Genomic DNA, 18,403 nt, shown 5'->3' with positions numbered 1-18,403 from the left:
CTAATTAATCTCCTTCACTACATTTCCCAGTCTGTTTTGATAGGTTCTGCTCAAACGATAACAAGCTAAAACCAGTCGCTCAACCTGGCGCTTTTTGCCAATCTTGGTTTCATAATCGTGTCGTAAAAACCGCACCAAAATACTAGGAATCCCACATCTGTTTGCTCCGAGAATATCCGTGAAAATCTGATCTCCGATGAAGACTGTCTTTTCTTTACTTGTCCCAAGCATTTCCAGAGCCTTTAAATAACCATCAACTTGCGGTTTGTCTGCCATGGCAACATAAAGAGTATCAATATTTTCAATGAATTCCTCTATTCGCTCGGCACTATTATTTGACAACAAGATCGTCTTAAAACCAATGGCATGAATTCTTTTAAAGAGTTCATCGACTTCTTTGGTAGACTGCTCGCCATGTTGAACCAAGGTTTGATCAATATCAAATATTAATGCTTGATAGCCTTGCTCATAGAGGTATTCATAGTCAATAGCATACACATCCGGAGCATAAGCATGGGGGAAAAATTTTTTTAACATCCTAAAACCTTCTTCATTTGAATAGATATCAACGTTCAAATCGTTAATCTAATAGCATTAGAATAGCATAAGAAAAGCAAGGCGTCAAACCTTGCTATCATCGTATATGAAGACTGTCAACGATATTAGATTTTATCATTTTTTTCTTTCACGTGGCTAAGCCAGTAGGAATAAACCATGGGCAGGAAGACCATGACAAGAATAGTCCCAATAAATACAAAGGGAACAGCCCATCTCAACCATTCATTGACTAGAATAATGAACCCACCAAGAACCCAGAGCTTACCAGCCAAGCGATGGGTTTTATTCCAATTTTCCTCATCATTCAGAGTCCAAGGCAGCTTGATTCCAACCGTATAGTTCTGTTTGATTTTTGGCAGGTAATTACCCAAGATCATAAAAAGAATACTTATAAAGATAAAACCCATGCGTGTCGGATTATGAACCCAGCCCAGAATGGCTCCGTAGATAGACAGCTGAACCAAACCGCTAATAAGAGGAATCATCCAGTAAATAAAAGTTGACATTTTAGGGGTTACATTCTTGGCTTTAGGATCCTTGGAAGTCACAAAAATCAGAAAAACATGGAGAAGGGTCATCATCGCTGGAATTATAAAGACCACTTCTGCTTTGGAAGAAAAGCCATCTGCAGTCCCATCGAAACCAAAATGACTTGGGATGACATCAGGCAATTTATTCCATAAAAGAAGACCGACTAAGATTGGTAGAAGTGTCAAAAAAGAAGTCACAGCTAACAATTTAAGATTAATTTTTTTCATCGTTACTACCTCGTAAATCAGCAAACCAGACCATGATCTCCTCCAAAACTGAGGCATTTAAGTCATAATAGATATAATTTTTTTCCTTGCTCTCGAGAATCAAATCAACCTTCTTCAAAACACTGAGATGATGGGAAATGGTGGCCGCCGTCTGATCAAACTGCTCTGCTATTTCCCCAGCAGAAAGCCTGCCATTCTTGAGCAAATTGAGAATCTCTCGCCTAATGGGATTGGACAGGGCCTTAAAAGTATTAGCGAAGCTCATTTTTCTGTTTCCTTTCTTTTTGTAGAATGGCTAGCGCCAAGAGTAAAAGTGGTAAGCCAGACAGCAAACCTACTGGAGACGGACCTAGTATCCGCATGGCTAGCGCTTGATGAGTTGGATTTTGGAAGAGGATTCCAAGACCAGCACAGGCATTGATGGCACCATGCAAAAGCGCTGGCGCCCAGATGGAGCCCGTTTTTTCCATGATCCAAGATAGAAGGATACCAATACTAAAGCAAAAGATAAACATAGTCAGGACTCCCAGCCAAGGATAGCCCCAATAGGTCAAGCCAAAATTATAACCCTGCAGATTGATGGGCAGATGCCAAAGACTCCAAATAAGGCCAGTAATCAGATGTGCCTGTACTACCGAATACTGCTGACGCAGAGTCGGATAAAGATAACCGCGCCAGCCAATTTCTTCCCCCAAGGCAAAGAAAGTATTGAGGAGGGGAGCATAGGTCACAGCTGAGATAACCTGCAGGCTGGCTAGTAAAGCTGGAGAAATAACAAGACTGCCCCCTGCTTCTTCCAACATCTGCTTGATGACTGGAAATTGCAAACTAAATTGATTTCTAAAAATCACGAAATAAAGCGCCATGCCTAACAAAGTCAGGAGGGCAGGTCCCCACATGGCTAGCAGATAATACTTCCAGTCCTTCTTAAAATTTAAAGCAAAACCAGCATCCAACCTATACTTGTCAGGATTGATTTTACGCAAGATACCGTATGCTAAGGCTGGAATCCACATGCCCAAAGTACTTCCCAGCAGACTTAGTGGCTGACCTAACTGAACACCAGCTAGCCACAAGCCTATCCAGATAAACCAAGCCAAACCGTAGCTTAGAAGAATATAGATAGATGTTTTTTTCATTACAGCCAACCTTCTTTCTATTTAGAAAACTTTCTAAATAGATTATAGCACTTTGGAATTTAACAGTCAAAGATATTTCGATGTTTTTCTAAATAGGTTTGGCGATTTTATGTGGCAAAAAAAAAAAAAAACAGAAGGTGTTCTACTTCCTTCCGTTATTATTCTTAAAGTCATAATATCATTAACCCGAACAATCTTAAAATCACTTAACACCAAAAATAAAGTTTTTAAAGATGGTTTAATCTTCCCTCAAAACTTGTGCTAATAATTCATAAGCTTTATATTGAGCTTCTTTATCATAGATGTAAGAACAAACCATTAACTCATCAAAAACAACACGATCTCTCAGATCATTAATTTGTTTAGAAACAGTTTGAGGATTACCAATGAGTGAAACGCGTGACATCTCCTCAACAACCTGTTTTTCATTTCTTTCAATTGTTTCCATTGAGAAAGAAATCGGTCCAAAATGCGGGACATCAGATGCAACTACGAAGGCACGCCAGATTTTTTCTGCCGACTCTAAAGGCGGCTGTATCGCATGTTCCTGCCCGGTAATAATATTTAAAAATGCTTGGATTTGAGAAGTCGCAAGCCTCTGGGCCTCTTCATCAGTCTCAGCAATCGATATATTAGCTCCTAATATGACATAAGGAAATTGGAGTTGGCTTGACGGTTTAAAATTTTCTCGATAAATTGCTACCGCTTCTTCCATCATTTGAGGTGCAAAGTGTGATGCAAAAGCATAAGGAAATCCTAACTCTGCAGCTAAATAAGCTGATTCTACGCTAGATCCAAGAATATAAAATGGAACTGATAGGCCAGCTGCAGGATAGGCGCTCACTACATTTGTATCCTCAAAGTAGCCCGAAAGCTCTGCTATATCTTTTGAAAACTGGGAAATTGTGTCGTCTCTTCGATAAAGCGCCTCTGCTGTCACACCATCTGTTCCAGGAGCTCTGCCAATTCCTAAATCAACACGATTAGGGTACAAAGTTTCTAAAAAACCGAATTGTTCAGCTACTTGATAGGGACTATGATTCGGCAACATAATCCCACCTGCGCCTACTTTAATAGTCTGTGTATTAGCTAAAGTATGTTGTATCAAAAGTTGTGTTGCTGAGCTGGCAATGGATTTCATATTATGGTGTTCAGCTATCCAATACCGTTCATAGCCTAGCTCCTCGACTTTTCTAGCTAAGTGAATCATGGAATCTATAGCATCCTTATAATGATTTCCTTCATAAAGCGGCACAAGATTTAAAACAGAATATTTCATAATAAAGTGATTTCTCCACTAGGTTACTATAGAGTAACTCAATTCCTAATATAGTATTGACACTCAAATTGTCCTGCGTTAAGTCAAAATTAATCGAAAATAGTAATATTATTCAATTATATAGTAAGCGCTATAAATTTGCAAATTGCTTTTCCATGACAATAAAATGAGACAAGTAGAAATATATAGTCATTTGAATTAGTATGTTTGATACATTGTCACTCTCGACTGAGAGAATGACCTCTCCTTAATTTTCCACTTCTGTTCCTTGTCTTTAAGCTCTTCATTCGATGATATTGGCAATTTTAACGAAATTAATAAGTTTTCATTTTTTGTATCAATTTCCGTTTTTTTTATTTACTAATATCTAGCATATCAGTAAATAAATATCTCATCAAAAAGGGCTAGGAAAAAGTCCCTAACCTCATTTTTATGTTACAAACCCTATACGAAATGGTTTTTATTTTATATTCTCTATTTTATCAGCATTAATATTTGAGAAGATTTGATCAATTAAGTGGATAAATCCAATTGAACTTTCTTGATCGGATCCCAAAATCATACACGAGTTGACATAAAGTGTCGCTCTAAATCCATCTATTGTCCTCACTGCCATAATTTCTTCAATCGCATTTTGAACATAATTGTCCATTTCAGTAAAATTACTACCTTTTTCCAGTATAGCAAAATGCCAACTACCAATCCTTGAAATCGTAGCACCTCTTTGTGAATGTTTTTGTAAGATTGAAGCAACTTCTTGCATCATGTGTTCAGCCACTTCTTTCCCATATGACGTCAACATATGATGGTAACCTTTTATTTCCAAAATAACAAGTTTATAATTTTGGTTGTGTATGCGATAATTGTCCTCGTACTGAATACAAGACATTAAAAATCCACGTGAATTCATAACACCGGTAGAAGTGTCAATATGTAACTCTTGGAAATTTTTCTCATTTTCAGAAAGAACTTCGTCAATATCGATAAAATAGCCGATTATACCTGATATTTTTCCATTATCATACATTGGAACTTTAGTGGCTGAAACGTTATGAATAACACCATTTATGATATTCTGGCCAGCAGAATGATAGATAGGTTTCCCAGTAGCCAAAACAGCCTCTTCATCAGACTTGTAGTTAATGTCATCAATATGCCACTTCAAGTCCTCATCAGTTTTACCAATAATTTCATCTATAGATTTTATATTGTAGTAATCTAGGAATGACTGACTTGCACCAAGAAAGCGACGCTCTTTATCCTTCCAGAAAAACTTAATGTCAGTCTTCTTCATCAATTCTTTCCAATAATTACAACTCTGAGCTGGGTTTGCTTTAAGCTGATTATTATTTCTTGAAGTCTCCGAATCTTTGCTTGTCAGACCGGTCATATCAGCTTTTCCTTCTAAAACTGATGGTTTGATACACAATAAAAATTGCGTACGGCTAGGACTAGGTAAAGCAATGATAATAATCTCTTTCCAATGGTAATTGCCGTCTCGTCCCTTAATTCGGAAAATATCTGACACATGAGCTTCTCCAACCTCTAAAATACGACGTGTTATGGTATCTAAAGTAAGGAAATTTTCATACTTTTCACGGTCTCCGTCATAAAATTCTAAGTGTTGGACTATGTGAGCTTTGGTAAAGCTTTCATAAAAATCACCTACGCTCTGGTCATCTCTATTTGTATAAACTAATTCAGCCTTATCAGTTGCAAAATCAACATGATAAATTGATTCATAGAGTGTAGCGACATTTCTTACAACGCTATTTAAAGCTGATGTTCGCTCTTTTATCTCATTAAAAGTAATATCTTCTAATGAAACGCGATGCATCCAGCCATCAATACTGTTAGCAATTACTTTCATTCGTAAACGATAGTAACGACCATTATAAACCAAATCAATTGACTCATCTTTAGAACTTTTTTTGGCTTTCTCTGCTAAGTTACGAATTGAAGGTCTCAACATGGAGTCTGCTGAATTTATAATATCATCAGACATGGCCATAATGGCTTCACGTGACCCCAAGTCATTCCAGTATTCTCTGTTCACAAAAACAGTTTTAAACTTTTTACCATCGTCATAAAATAGGGCCAGTGAACGATCTGTCATAAAGTCAACCATTCCAACTTTTTCATAAAAAGCCTTCATTGTTTGAGTTTCAACTTCTATTCCTTGATCTTTAATATGCTGCATTACTTCTTCATAAGGGGCTGGCTTACCAAAAAAGTATCCTTGAATTTTCTCACAGCCAATTTCTCTAAGGAAATCAACATGTTCCTTTGTCTCGACACCTTCAGCAAGTGTGTGGATACCAATTTGTTTAGCCATTCGAACTGCCGAGGACAGAATTTTTTTTGAACGGTCGTTCATATTTCGCAAAAAAGCCATATCAATCTTGATTTCATCAAAATCAAAATCTTTTAGGGTGTTAAGCGAAGAGTAGCCACTTCCAAAATCATCCATCCAGACATCGAATCCGCCTTTATGAAATTTTTCAATTTCAGATTGTATTGTTTCAGCATCAGTTGCAATAGCTGATTCTGTAATCTCGACAGTTATCCATTCACGGACGAGACCATATTGAGTCACTACTTTTTCAACCTCTGCAAAAGGGTCACACATGGCGAAATCCATTCGTGAAATATTGAGGGATACAGGAACAATTGGTTTGTTATTATCGTTTTGCTCTTTTAAATGTTTTGCAACCTCATTGATAACAAATAAATCCAACTTGTAAATAAGGTTATTTTCCTCAAGAATTGGTATGAAGTCGCCAGGTGATAGAAAACCATGTTCAGGGTCTATCCATCTTGTCAAAGCCTCCATACTGCAAAGTTCGCCAGTTAAAGCGCGAACAACTGGTTGAAAATATATTTTAATATAACCATTTTTAATAGCCTTATCAATATTATCAGTAATGTATTTTCTTAATTCTTGCACTTCCTTAAGCTTGTCACTATAAACAGCATAATAGTCTGTCAAAGAATTCTTAATACTATCACAGGCTAATTTTGCTAAATCACAATCTAAACTTGTTGGATTAGTGTAATCTGAATAATAAACACCCGCATCAATGTATAATTGAAATCTATCATCTAAAGCAGCTACACGTCTGTGTACTTCCTTAATATTTTCAATCTCATCATTACCATCATATAGAACAACAAAATGATCATCTGAAAATCTAGCTATAGTATTGACCTTAAAGACATCTGTTAGGATATCTCCTATCTCCTTCAAACAATTATTACCTTGTTCAAATCCATAATAACGATTATACATTTTAAAATTTAAGATATTAAAATATATCGCAACATGCTTAACTGTTTTATCAAGTAACTGTTTAGTATTCGATTGTCGCTTCTTATCCATGATATTTAACAGATAACGCATATTTAATAATCCGGTCACTTCATCCCTTGAAGCTTCAGTCAATTTCACCTTAGGCAAAACAAGAAAAGCATAGTAAACTAAACCAAAATCTTCATCATCAACAAGCTTCCCATAATCTTCAATGTATATCTTCTCACCTTGCTTGGTTTGAATATGATAAAAGACGTGATCGTAATTATTACTTGTTTCGTCATTTATCTGTTTATTAATATTAAAAAGAGTTCCTTCTAGCTCATCGTCACTGACTAAACCTGTAAAACTATTCCCAGTGTAATCTTTAAAATCATCAATATCATTACAACCAAATAGTTCAATAACATTCTGATTAGCATACAATATTTCTTGGGTCTCATCAGCACGGTAGACAAGAACTGCTCCAGGAAGATAATCCAACTTTTTCATTGAGTTATCACTCATTTAAATAAAACCTCCCACATAACATATAACTTCTTGAAAGTGTAACTTTTCAACCAATAATGGTTTATTGGGAAATTTTAATTGAATGCATTTGAAAAATAGCATTCACTATATTTTTACTTACACTAATTGGAGTGTCCTCCTGTTTATAAATTTCCTACTTTCTTATTATTCGTTTTTTATTACAAATATTTATCAAAAGAATTTTTTACAATATCGTACAGCCAGCTCCGCCATTACTTTTCGTTATATAGAGGGCACGGTCTGCTTCTACATAAAGTTTTTCAATTCTATTTGAACCCGAAGTTACTAGCCCCGCACTAATGCTTGTGATTGGCAGAGTATCATTTTCAGTTAAAAGCATCTTGTTAATCATATCAATCTTATCACTGATACGTTCAACCTCATCCTGATTGAGTTCGGTGAATAACACCACAAACTCATCTCCTCCTATACGAAAGACATATTCGGTCTCATTAAAAGTAATTCGTAAATAATCTGCTACTTTACTTAAAATACGATCTCCTATATCATGTCCACACTCGTCATTAATTGCCTTGAATTTATCAATATCTAGCATCAAAAATCCAATTGGTTCATCTGATAACTTCAATTCATTGATAATTTGATTATAGGCATAACGGTTAGATAAGCCAGTCAAACCATCTTGACTAGCAATTTGAGAATATCTTTGATGCTCTGCTTTATATTGAACCGAATTATAATAACCGTAGTAAAACACTATGGCCGCAATCATTGATCCTCTTGAAATTCCTGAGCTAGTATATAAGGCATTGAAATAAATACCAGCAAGAGTTAGTAAAACTAAATAGCCTCCAACAACAACTTGTAAGGTTAATCGATAGGATTTATACAAATGTAATAGTTGGATAACTAGTATCAATAGATAAACTAAAAGAATAATATAACTGTAATAGCCTAGCGGACCTCTATAATAACGATTATCAATCGTGTACCAATAAGCTATTTTAGAAAAGAAAGTTGAAAATGAAAGAAAAAGATTGATTAGTGCCATTGCACTAACGATAACTTTCTGGCGTGTCCATTTTTCAGAAGCGTCATTCAAAAATATTATTGCCAGAAAAATAATGGGTCGGCAACTGTAGCCAATCACCGACCAAAATTGTCTCCAAATTGAAAACATAGGCTGAGCAGCAAGATACTGTTCAAAATTAAAACTAAGCATATCTAGCAACATCATAATAGTTGCCAAAATAAAAAAGAACTTTCCTCTCTTATTGATTTCATCATTAAAACTTAGATGAAGTAACATATACACGATGCCAGTAAAAACAATGAAATTCATTTCTACATAAGAGATGATCGTTTCTAATAATGTCATAGAAAACCTCCTAGTAAACCCTTCCTACTTAGGAGACCACTTGAATGACCTTATGTTGCTATCATATTATTTCTATCACTCTTAAACTAGATGTCTTTATATTTGAATTTAGCTAAAAATAAATATGATAATGTTAAATTGTTAAAGTAAATCTCCAATATCAAACGCCCTGAAACAGCGTTTTCATATTTTAATTATAAACTGAAATGAATATATTTTCAATATTTTTTGAAAACATTTTCAAAAAAATATATTATCAATTAGTTGTATCCGAACAGTTAGTTAGGTGGGCTGCCATCGCTTGCCCAGCAAGAGAAACTAAAGAGCCAGAATCCAACAAATTCTACTAGACTCTATTACATATTAAGTACTTTCTCTCTAGTTTCTTGCTAGTTTTATAGTTAGCCGAAAGCAACAAACTCGCCTGCTTTGCTATTTTTTGGTAAAATGGAAAAAAGAAAAACTAGAAAAGGTAAAGACATGAAACTCATCTCCTGGAATATTGATTCCCTCAACGCTGCTTTAACCAGCGATTCCCCACGCGCTCTCCTCTCACGTGCTGTTATTGACACACTGGTTGCGCAAGACGCCGACATCATCGCTATTCAAGAAACAAAACTCTCTGCTAAAGGACCAACTAAGAAGCACCTTAGCATCCTCAAAGACTTCTTCCCTGATTTCCATGTCGCTTGGCGTTCATCGGTTGAGCCTGCGCGCAAAGGATACGCTGGAACCATGTTCCTCTACAAAAACACTTTACCAGAACCAGCCATCACCTATCCAGAAATCGGTGCCCCTGACACAATGGACAGGGAAGGCCGCATTATTACCTTGGAATTTGACCAATTTTACGTGACCCAAGTTTATACCCCTAATGCTGGAGATGGCTTGAGACGATTGGAAGAGCGTCAAGTTTGGGACCAAAAATACGCAGACTACCTAGCAGAGCTTGACAGCCAAAAACCTGTCCTTGCTACAGGTGATTACAATGTTGCCCACAAGGAAATCGACTTGGCAAATCCAGCAACTAATCGTCGCTCTGCAGGTTTTACTGATGAAGAAAGAGAAGGATTTACTAACCTTCTTGCCAAAGGCTTCACAGACAGCTTCCGCTATATTCATGGTGACGTGCCATCAGTCTATTCATGGTGGGCACAACGCAGTAAAACCAGCAAAATCAACAATACAGGCTGGAGAATTGACTATTGGCTCACATCTGACCGTATCGCAGATAAAATCAGTAAATCTGAAATGATTGACTCTGGTGCACGCCAAGACCATACACCTATTCTGCTCGATATTGATTTATAAGATTCAAAAGTAACTGCTACTAGAAAATTGGAAGACAGAGGCTGAGCGATATCAGTCTCTGTTTTTTATATTCTAGGATTTTCTACAAAAATCGCAAGCTTGACTTTGTGCATTCTTCAAAAATGTATTACAATTAAAGAAAACGTTTTCTTTAAAGTGAGGTTACCCCCATGACTAATACCTATATTATGGCAATCGACGAAGGCACAACCAGTACACGAACTATTATTTTTAATCGTAAAGGAAAGAAAGTTGCTGAAGCCCAAAGTGAATTTCCACAGTATTTTCCACAACCTGGATGGGTAGAACACAATGCTAATGAGATTTGGAATGCTGTCTTATCCACAATCGCCAGTGCCTTTATCAAATCTGATATTCGACCTGACCAAATTGCAGGGATTGGCATCACAAATCAACGCGAAACTACAGTTATCTGGGATAAAGAAACTGGACTGCCTATACACAACGCTATCGTCTGGCAATCCCGTCAAACCAGCGAGCTGGCTGACCAATTGATAAATGATGGTTATGCCGACATGATTCACCAAAAGACCGGACTGGTCATCGATGCCTATTTCTCAGCTACAAAGATTCGTTGGCTACTAGATCAAATCCCTGAAGCTCAGGAGCGGGCTGAGCGTGGCGAACTGCTCTTTGGCACCATTGATAGCTGGCTAGTCTGGAAAATGACAGCTGGTAAGGTCCACGTGACCGATTACTCTAATGCTAGCCGCACCATGCTTTTCAACATTCACGATTTATGTTGGGACAAAGAAATACTAGATTTACTAAACATCCCTGAAGCCATCTTGCCTGAGGTTCGCAGCAATTCTGAAATTTATGGGCATACTAGCAACTTCCTATTCACCGGTACAAAAGTACCTATTTCAGGAATGGCTGGCGATCAGCAGGCAGCACTCTTTGGACAGCTAGCTCTCAAAGAAGGTATGGTTAAAAATACTTATGGCACTGGCTCCTTCATCGTCATGAACACCGGCGATAAGCCCGTTATTTCTAAAAATAACTTATTGACCACCATTGGTTATGCCCTAAATGACAAGGTTACCTATGCCCTAGAAGGCTCAGTCTTTGTCTCTGGTTCAGCTCTGCAATGGCTCCGTGACCAAATGAAACTAATCAGCCCATCTCCTGAGTCTGAGACAGCAGCTAGGCGCTCTCAAAGCCATAACGAAGTATATGTAGTTCCCGCTTTTACAGGGCTAGGTGCTCCTTATTGGGATAGCAAAGCTCGAGGAGCTGTCTTTGGTATTACACGAGGAACAAGTGCTGACGACTTCACAAAAGCGACACTGCAATCCCTAGCCTATCAAACCAAAGATGTGGTCGAAACCATGAAATTGGATACTGGTATCACCATCCCCGTCCTCCATGTAGATGGCGGAGCTGCTAAAAATGACTACCTCTTACAATTCCAAGCAGATATCCTGCAAACAGATGTTCAAAGAGCAGCTAACCTCGAAACCACCGCACTCGGAGCCGCCTTCCTAGCAGGGCTAGCAGTCGGCTACTGGAAGGATACAGAAGAACTTAAAAGCATCTTCGCACAAGGCGATCACTTTACCCCACAAATTTCAAAAGAAGCCAGCCAAAAACTCTATAAAGGGTGGCTAAAAGCTGTCAAGGCGACCCGACTCTTTGCTCAAGAAGACTAATAGAACATAAAAACCTCAAGTCCCCACTAGCAGAACTGGAAAGAAATTTCCAAACTGACAGTAGAAACATGAGGTTTTATTCTTACGTCGTCTTATTAAAAGATATTATTGTTGAGTGATTTAACTTTTAGACAAGCAACAGATGTGTAGATAACTCAAACAGTCAGGGAAGCGACTGTTTGAGGTGGGAAATGAAAACTGACCTAAGTCAGTTCACTAAACAGTCTGGGAAGCGACTGCATGAGGTAGGTCTTAAGGAAAGGACTGTCTCTCAGCCGAAAGCGGGACAAGCCGATAGTAATGATTTATTAAAGCTCTTCAATTGACTTTTCGTCTCATACACTACTTCTTCTTAACCTTAAGCATGGCATATATAGCAAGACTAAGTAGCATTAATCCTGCAGTAATGTAGAATGGCGTCACGAAAGTTTCCAAAGACAAAAGTCCAAGCAGTTTAGTCAGAACTAGTGGTGTCAAAATAACACCGACATTTCCAGCCGTAATAGCCATACTTGTCACAAAATTAATTTGTTCTCTGGGATAATGCTGCGCAATCGCATCAAAAATCGCAGACATCCCACCTACAAAACTGGCACCAATTAAAACGGCACCGATGTAGAAAAAGACTAGCTGATTGCCTAAAACAAAGAAACAATTCCCAAGAGCCATCATGGCTAACATTAAAGTCAACGTTTGACCTTTCAATAACTTTGAAACATAACCAAAGAAAACTCCAATCATGATCCCACTAAAGGCAAGTAAAGTCAAAAGATAACTTGAGACCATTTCATCATAACCATAATGCATCACAAGCAAGGATGGAATCTTGACAGTCGCACCAATATAGGCCATCCCAATAAAGAATGTGATAAGCATCCACAAGATAACATCACGATCAAAGATAATAATCTTCGATAGCTCTTTTTCTTCAAAAGGAACTTCTGTCACAAATACATGAAAAAGAATCAAAACAGGAACAGCCAACAAATAGACTAAGAAAATGTAACGTGTTCCTAGTAACATAGCGTAACCTGCAATAAAAGTAGTGATTGTTTTTCCTATATTCATGGTCGCCGTACGTAAACCAATCATACTGGCTCTTTGTTCATCCTTGTAAAAATCGCTAATCATCGAGATTGAAAGAGGATTATATAGTCCAATCCCTAAACCTAAAAGCAGGCGACCAATTAAGGCAATCTGAAATGAACTAGCTAGAAAAGTGACTAAACTTGAAATAAAAATCAAGGCTAGCCCAAGTTCAACTGTTCTTTTCTTACCTAATTTAGTCACAAGCACATTAGATAAAACAACTGCTACCATAATCATCATAGCTGGAATTGTCACCAAAGTCTCTACAGATGCCAAGCTAACTGAGGCATCCTGAGCATGGTAAACATCATACAACTTTGGAATAGCTGGCGCTATAGCCACATGGGACATTATAAAAAGTGAAATGGATAATAAAGAAAACTTTAACCATTTATTATTTTTCATTGTAATACCTTATCTCCCTAACACATTTGGGAATATTAAACTTTGATAAAACGTGTGTTTAAATCAGCATTAATCTAGTTGGGTAATAATCAAAGAAAAAATAGAAAATTTCCTTTTCTGAAGACAAAATTCCCAAGATAGATTTATACTCAAATAAAATCAAAATCAGACGAGGAAGTGAGACGAAGTCAGTACTAGGGTACGGCAAGTCGAAACTGACGATGTATCATTTTGATTTTAAAAGAGTATTAGGCTGTATTAAATATCAAAAATAAAGGACTGGGCAAAAATGACCAGTCCCTCAATTAATAAATGAATCTAATTTTTAAAATTAGTTGTTAAGAGCTGCTGCCATTGTAGCTGCAACTTCAGCTTCAAAGTCGTTTGAAGCTTTTTCGATACCTTCACCAACTTCGAAACGTGCAAAGCTTACTGCTTTAGCGTTTACTGAGTTAAGGTACGCTTCAACAGTTTTGCTGTCGTCCATGATGTAAACTTGAGCAAGAAGTGTGTATGCTTGGTCAACTTTTGTGTTGTCAAGCATGAAGCGGTCCATTTTACCTGGGATGATTTTGTCCCAGATTTTTTCTGGTTTACCTTCAGCAGCCAATTCAGCTTTGATAGCTTCTTCAGCAGCTGCGATAACTTCGTCAGTCAATTGAGCTTTTGAACCGTATTGCAAGTGTGGAAGTGCTGGTTTGTTAACCATTGCACGTGATTCGTTATCTTGGTCGATAACGTGGTTCAATTGAGCCAATTCATCTTTAACAAATTGTTCGTCCAATTCAGTGTATGAAAGAACAGTTGGTTTCATAGCTGCAACGTGCATTGACACTTGTTTAGCAAGAGCATCGTCGCCACCTTCGATAACAGTGATAACACCGATACGGCCACCGTTGTGTTGGTATGCACCGAAGTGTTGTGCATCAGTTTTTTCAACTAAAGCAAAACGACGGAATGAGATTTTTTCTCCGATTGTAGCAGTTGCGTTAACGTATGCTTCTTCAAGAGTTTCGCCTGAAGCAAATTTGATAGCCATTGCTTCTTCGTTGTTAGCTGGTTTAGCTTCAACGATAGCTTTAGCAGTTTCGTTTACCAATTCAACGAATTGAGCATTTTTAGCAACAAAGTCAGTTTCAGCATTTACTTCAACTACTGCAGCAAAGTTACCATCAACGTAAACACCAGTCAAACCTTCAGCAGCGACACGGTCAGCTTTTTTAGCTGCTTTAGCCATACCTTTTTCACGAAGCAATTCAATCGCTTTTTCGATGTCACCATCAGTTTCTACAAGTGCTTTTTTAGCGTCCATAACGCCGGCACCAGATTTTTCACGCAACTCTTTAACAAGTTTAGCTGTAATTTCTGCCATTAGTGGTTCCTCCAAGTTTTATATGAATTTCAAATAAGAAAAACGAGACAGAGCGGTTTGCATCTGCCCCGTTTTTGTTTCTTGTGTCAAAGACAAACTAAGAATTAGTTGTTGTCGCCTTCTACAACTTCAACGATTTCTTCGATTGATTCTGCTTCTGCAGCTGCTTCGAATGAAACTTCGTTATCTTCACCTTGACGGCCTTCGATAACAGCGTCAGCCAATTTAGCAGTGATCAATTTAACGGCGCGGATAGCGTCATCGTTAGCTGGGATGATAACATCGATATCATCTGGATCAGCGTTTGTATCAACCATAGCTACAACTGGGATACCAAGTTTTTTAGCTTCTTTAACTGCGATTTGTTCTTTATGTGGGTCAACAACGTACATTACGTCTGGAATACGTGGCATATCTTCGATACCGCCCAAGAATTTCTCAAGACGAGCACGTTGTTTGTTAAGAAGTGCAACTTCTTTCTTAGGAAGAACTTCGAAGACACCTTCTTCTTCCATACGTTTGATTTCTTTCAAACGAGCGATACGTTTTTGGATTGTACCCCAGTTTGTAAGAGTTCCACCCAACCAACGGTGGTTGATGTAGTATTGACCTGCACGTGTAGCTTCTTCAGCAACAGCTTCAGCAGCTTGTTTTTTAGTACCAACAAACAAGATAACAGCATCGTTTGCAGCAGCATCACGAACGAATTCGTAAGCTGTGTCAGCCATTTTTACAGTTTGTTGCAAGTCGATAACGTGGATACCGTTACGTTCTGTGAAGATGTATTTAGCCATCTTAGGGTTCCAGCGACGAGTTTGGTGACCAAAGTGAACACCAGCCTCAAGAAGTTGTTTCATTGAAATTACTGCCATGAGTAGTTTCTCCTTTTAAATGTTTTTTCCCTCTCTCAAACTTCATCTTGCAGGCAGACCTTTCGGCAACCTGTCCACAATCAGTTTGAGATGAGTATTTGTTGTTTGCACAACTACAATAGTATAGCAAAATATAAGCTCAATAGCAAGGATTTTAATGCCTATTTAAGAAAATTCCTCTAAGAAAATGAGGACATTTTGTTCAATTATCGAATTCAAAGATTTTTACTTTTTCCTGCTTACTTCAACAGGGGCAATATTTATTAGAATCACTGTCTCCTTGAAATAAAATTCAGAAGACTTGAATAAATTAAAAATGAAAAAAAGCTCGAAATTCGAGCTTTTTCAATAAGAATAAATGAGGAATACATCCTTTTAAAAAAGGCGGTAGACGGATTTGAACCGACGATCAAGCTTTTGCAGAGCCGTGCCTTACCACTTGGCTATACCGCCATAACAAAGAATATTTTACCTTAAAATCTGACCTTCGTCAAGTATATTTTTCAGACCTTTTCATTTTTGCGAAACAATAGTTCATAACTTTTTTAGGATAAACTTCATCTCATATCTAATAAAAAAGTGGCAGAAACAATCCACCACTTTATATTATGAAATAGAACGACTTAGAAATCTGCTACGTTGTGATAAACTTTTTGAACATCATCATCTGACTCAAGAGCATCAACCAATTTTTCAAAAGTTTCCAAATCTTCCCCTTCGAGAGTCACTTCTGATTGTGGAATCATCTCAAGTTCAGTCACTTGGAATTCAGTGATGCCGTTAGCACGAAGAGCTTCAAGACCTTTGTGAAGATCAGTTGGTGCTGTGTAGACAGTGATTGATCCATCTTCTGCTTCCACATCATCCACATCAACATCTGCTTCAAGCAAAATTTCGAAGATTGCGTCAGCATCGTCACCAGCAAAAACGATAACACCTTTTTTATCAAACATATAAGATACAGATCCAGACGCACCCATGTTACCACCGTTTTTACCATAAGCAGTACGAACGTTTGCAGCTGTACGGTTAACATTTGATGTCAAAGTATCAACGATAATCATTGATCCATTTGGACCGAATCCTTCATAACGACCTTCTACGAAAGTCTCGTCAGTATTTCCTTTAGCCTTGTCGATAGCACGATCGATGATGTGTTTTGGCACTTGAGCTTGTTTGGCACGATCAAGTACAAAGCGAAGAGCAGCATTTGTCTCAGGATCTGGATCACCTTGTTTTGCAGCTACATAGATTTCAACACCGAATTTAGCATAAACCTTTGAAGTAGCACCGTCTTTAGCAGTTTTCTTAGCAACAATATTTGCCCACTTACGTCCCATGGGAGTCTCCTTTTTATCTTTCAGAATTTTATTTTTGACAATAGCAGAGCTATGACATTTTTTTCTAACTTATTATAGCACTTTGATTGGAGTGTGTAAAATGGGGAATTTTACTGTGATATTCCCAAAATTTCCTTAATATCATCTCCTGTAATCGTGGCATAAGTTCATCATCATAGAAGCGATAGCCATTTTCCCCAACATAAGTGGGCTTGAGTAAGCCAATCAGGTCATAATAGTGAAGGGGTCGAACACTTAGACTAGCCAGCGATAAGATAAAGACAGAGCTATAGAAGAAAAAAATGATTTTATAAATTCTAGAGAAGGAAAACAAATCCTCTTCTGCTATTAAGCCCAATAAGGAAAAAATAATAAATATGAAAGAAAGAACCATCAGTTTAAGCTAAAACAGAGATTTTCTGTGATACGTAAATAGCATCTGCACCTCCTATAGAATCTATTCGTAAGTTTTTATCAAAAACATTCCTAAATTTTTTCAAAAAATTAGAAAGAAGCAAGAAAGATGCTCGTCCAATCCATGTTATAATATAAAAAATGAGGTGATTTTTATGAAATTGACTAGAATTTATAGAGGAAATGACATTGTAACACTTATTGAAACAGATCGTGGTTGGTTGCCCTTAGGTGGTGATATTGACAGTCAGGCCTTGGAAAGAGGGCAAGCTCTTCTGAACCACATAGAAGACTATGAGGATGCTGACTTCATCTTATCTCTTGATAATTACAAAGCAGCTCCGCTATTATCCTCAGCCAAAAATATTATTTGTATCGGTCTCAATTATCAGGATCACATTGCTGAGACCAGTTTGGCGAAGACAGACTTTCCAGAAATTTTCACTAAAACAACTAGAGCTCTCAATAGTCATGAGGCACCAATCGTCATGTCCCCTTACGCTAAGAAGTATGATTATGAAGGAGAGTTGGTCATTATTATAGGTAAGGAAGCTAAGTATGTCTCTGAAGAGAATGCTGACGACTATATCCTAGGCTACACCATCGGTAACGACTTCTCTGCTCGTGATCTGCAATTCAGGGGAAGCCAGTGGATTTTAGGAAAAACTCTGGATGGTTTCGCACCTATCGGACCAAGTCTAGTGACAGCTGACGATTTTGACTTTGATAATGCTAGGATTACAACCAAGGTCAATGGTCAAATTCGTCAAGAGGCTAGCTTACAGCAAATGATTTTTAAACCTGCCCAAATCATCTCCTATCTTTCTCAATTTATGACCTTACAAGAAGGGGATATTATCTTCACAGGAACACCAAGCGGTGTCATCCTCGGAGATAATGAAGCCAAATGGTTCTGGCTAAAAGATGGTGACCAAATCTCAATCAGCATTACAGGTATTGGTCAGTTAGACAATATCTTAAAATCAGAATAGAAAAAACTGCAGTCCAATTTG

The 18,403-nt window shown here is 37.6% G+C and carries 15 protein-coding genes and 1 tRNA gene; 3 read left to right on the top strand and 13 right to left on the bottom strand.

What is annotated here, in order from left to right:
- The 7 genes from F601_RS0108470 to F601_RS12695 form a co-directional block, all read right to left on the bottom strand.
- On the bottom strand, positions 1–537 hold the full coding sequence (locus tag F601_RS0108470; RefSeq protein ID WP_018165247.1) for a YqeG family HAD IIIA-type phosphatase: 537 nt from the start codon (positions 535–537) through the stop codon (positions 1–3).
- A 125-nt stretch (positions 538–662) separates the two neighbouring features.
- Positions 663–1,316, bottom strand: a complete 654-nt coding sequence (locus tag F601_RS0108465; RefSeq protein WP_018165246.1) for an SdpI family protein — start codon at positions 1,314–1,316, stop codon at positions 663–665.
- A complete protein-coding gene (locus F601_RS0108460) occupies positions 1,303–1,581 on the bottom strand; it encodes an autorepressor SdpR family transcription factor (RefSeq protein ID WP_018165245.1) in 279 nt (92 codons plus the stop codon). The genes F601_RS0108465 and F601_RS0108460 overlap by 14 nt, the downstream gene beginning before the upstream one ends.
- Entirely contained in the window at positions 1,568–2,455 is an 888-nt protein-coding gene (locus F601_RS0108455) for a CPBP family intramembrane glutamic endopeptidase (protein WP_018165244.1), read from the bottom strand. Before F601_RS0108455 ends, F601_RS0108460 begins: the two co-directional genes overlap by 14 nt.
- Positions 2,456–2,693: 238 nt before the next feature.
- Complete coding sequence (locus F601_RS0108450) at positions 2,694–3,734, bottom strand: LLM class flavin-dependent oxidoreductase (protein ID WP_018165243.1); 1,041 nt, start codon at positions 3,732–3,734, stop codon at positions 2,694–2,696.
- A 460-nt stretch (positions 3,735–4,194) separates the two neighbouring features.
- The gene (locus tag F601_RS12700) at positions 4,195–7,551 is read right to left on the bottom strand and encodes an EAL domain-containing protein (protein WP_018165242.1); all 3,357 of its coding nucleotides are present in this window, start codon (positions 7,549–7,551) and stop codon (positions 4,195–4,197) included.
- A 208-nt stretch (positions 7,552–7,759) separates the two neighbouring features.
- Entirely contained in the window at positions 7,760–8,914 is a 1,155-nt protein-coding gene (locus F601_RS12695) for a GGDEF domain-containing protein (RefSeq protein ID WP_018165240.1), read from the bottom strand.
- A gap of 480 nt (positions 8,915–9,394) precedes the next feature.
- Here F601_RS12695 and F601_RS0108425 point away from each other — a divergent pair, with 480 nt between their 5' ends.
- On the top strand, positions 9,395–10,225 hold the full coding sequence (locus F601_RS0108425) for an exodeoxyribonuclease III (RefSeq protein WP_018165239.1): 831 nt from the start codon (positions 9,395–9,397) through the stop codon (positions 10,223–10,225).
- A gap of 170 nt (positions 10,226–10,395) precedes the next feature.
- Positions 10,396–11,898 (top strand): glycerol kinase GlpK, encoded by a 1,503-nt coding sequence (gene glpK / locus F601_RS0108420; RefSeq protein ID WP_018165238.1) that lies wholly within the window; start codon positions 10,396–10,398, stop codon positions 11,896–11,898.
- Positions 11,899–12,240: 342 nt separating this feature from the next.
- On the opposite strand, the gene F601_RS0108410 is transcribed toward glpK, so the two are convergent.
- From F601_RS0108410 to F601_RS13705, 6 genes are all read right to left on the bottom strand, one after another.
- Positions 12,241–13,392 (bottom strand): MFS transporter, encoded by a 1,152-nt coding sequence (locus F601_RS0108410; RefSeq protein ID WP_018165236.1) that lies wholly within the window; start codon positions 13,390–13,392, stop codon positions 12,241–12,243.
- A 331-nt stretch (positions 13,393–13,723) separates the two neighbouring features.
- Positions 13,724–14,764 carry a translation elongation factor Ts gene (gene tsf / locus F601_RS0108405; protein ID WP_018165235.1) on the bottom strand — a complete coding sequence of 347 codons (1,041 nt, stop codon included), beginning with the start codon at positions 14,762–14,764 and terminating at the stop codon, positions 13,724–13,726.
- 104 nt (positions 14,765–14,868) lie between these two features.
- Positions 14,869–15,636, bottom strand: a complete 768-nt coding sequence (gene rpsB / locus F601_RS0108400) for a 30S ribosomal protein S2 (RefSeq protein ID WP_018165234.1) — start codon at positions 15,634–15,636, stop codon at positions 14,869–14,871.
- Positions 15,637–16,018: 382 nt separating this feature from the next.
- Positions 16,019–16,089 (bottom strand) — tRNA-Cys (locus F601_RS0108395).
- A 170-nt stretch (positions 16,090–16,259) separates the two neighbouring features.
- A complete protein-coding gene (locus F601_RS0108390) occupies positions 16,260–16,976 on the bottom strand; it encodes a YebC/PmpR family DNA-binding transcriptional regulator (protein ID WP_018165233.1) in 717 nt (238 codons plus the stop codon).
- A gap of 64 nt (positions 16,977–17,040) precedes the next feature.
- Entirely contained in the window at positions 17,041–17,370 is a 330-nt protein-coding gene (locus tag F601_RS13705) for a MerR family transcriptional regulator (RefSeq protein WP_428835782.1), read from the bottom strand.
- Positions 17,371–17,545: 175 nt separating this feature from the next.
- Between F601_RS13705 and F601_RS0108385 the strand changes: the two genes are divergently transcribed.
- Complete coding sequence (locus F601_RS0108385) at positions 17,546–18,382, top strand: fumarylacetoacetate hydrolase family protein (RefSeq protein ID WP_018165232.1); 837 nt, start codon at positions 17,546–17,548, stop codon at positions 18,380–18,382.
- Positions 18,383–18,403 lie beyond the last annotated feature (21 nt).

It is taken from the genome of Streptococcus henryi DSM 19005, assembly GCF_000376985.1.
GTDB lineage: Bacteria > Bacillota > Bacilli > Lactobacillales > Streptococcaceae > Streptococcus > Streptococcus henryi.
The sequence above is the reverse complement of the archived record's forward strand: the minus strand, read 5'-3'. Positions and strand labels throughout refer to the sequence as shown.

Excerpts from the sequence above, each read along its gene's own strand:
- F601_RS12695 (WP_018165240.1), bottom strand. The coding sequence starts at position 8,914 with ATGACATTATTAGAAACGATCATCTCTTATGTAGAAATGAATTTCATT.
- F601_RS0108455 (WP_018165244.1), bottom strand. The coding sequence starts at position 2,455 with ATGAAAAAAACATCTATCTATATTCTTCTAAGCTACGGTTTGGCTTGG.
- F601_RS0108465 (WP_018165246.1), bottom strand. The coding sequence starts at position 1,316 with ATGAAAAAAATTAATCTTAAATTGTTAGCTGTGACTTCTTTTTTGACA.
- rpsB (WP_018165234.1), bottom strand. The coding sequence starts at position 15,636 with ATGGCAGTAATTTCAATGAAACAACTTCTTGAGGCTGGTGTTCACTTT.
- tsf (WP_018165235.1), bottom strand. The coding sequence starts at position 14,764 with ATGGCAGAAATTACAGCTAAACTTGTTAAAGAGTTGCGTGAAAAATCT.
- F601_RS0108460 (WP_018165245.1), bottom strand. The coding sequence starts at position 1,581 with ATGAGCTTCGCTAATACTTTTAAGGCCCTGTCCAATCCCATTAGGCGA.
- F601_RS0108410 (WP_018165236.1), bottom strand. The coding sequence starts at position 13,392 with ATGAAAAATAATAAATGGTTAAAGTTTTCTTTATTATCCATTTCACTT.
- F601_RS0108470 (WP_018165247.1), bottom strand. The coding sequence starts at position 537 with ATGTTAAAAAAATTTTTCCCCCATGCTTATGCTCCGGATGTGTATGCT.
- F601_RS0108390 (WP_018165233.1), bottom strand. The coding sequence starts at position 16,976 with ATGGGACGTAAGTGGGCAAATATTGTTGCTAAGAAAACTGCTAAAGAC.
- F601_RS0108425 (WP_018165239.1), top strand. The coding sequence starts at position 9,395 with ATGAAACTCATCTCCTGGAATATTGATTCCCTCAACGCTGCTTTAACC.
- F601_RS0108385 (WP_018165232.1), top strand. The coding sequence starts at position 17,546 with ATGAAATTGACTAGAATTTATAGAGGAAATGACATTGTAACACTTATT.
- glpK (WP_018165238.1), top strand. The coding sequence starts at position 10,396 with ATGACTAATACCTATATTATGGCAATCGACGAAGGCACAACCAGTACA.
- F601_RS12700 (WP_018165242.1), bottom strand. The coding sequence starts at position 7,551 with ATGAGTGATAACTCAATGAAAAAGTTGGATTATCTTCCTGGAGCAGTT.
- F601_RS13705 (WP_428835782.1), bottom strand. The coding sequence starts at position 17,370 with ATGGTTCTTTCTTTCATATTTATTATTTTTTCCTTATTGGGCTTAATA.
- F601_RS0108450 (WP_018165243.1), bottom strand. The coding sequence starts at position 3,734 with ATGAAATATTCTGTTTTAAATCTTGTGCCGCTTTATGAAGGAAATCAT.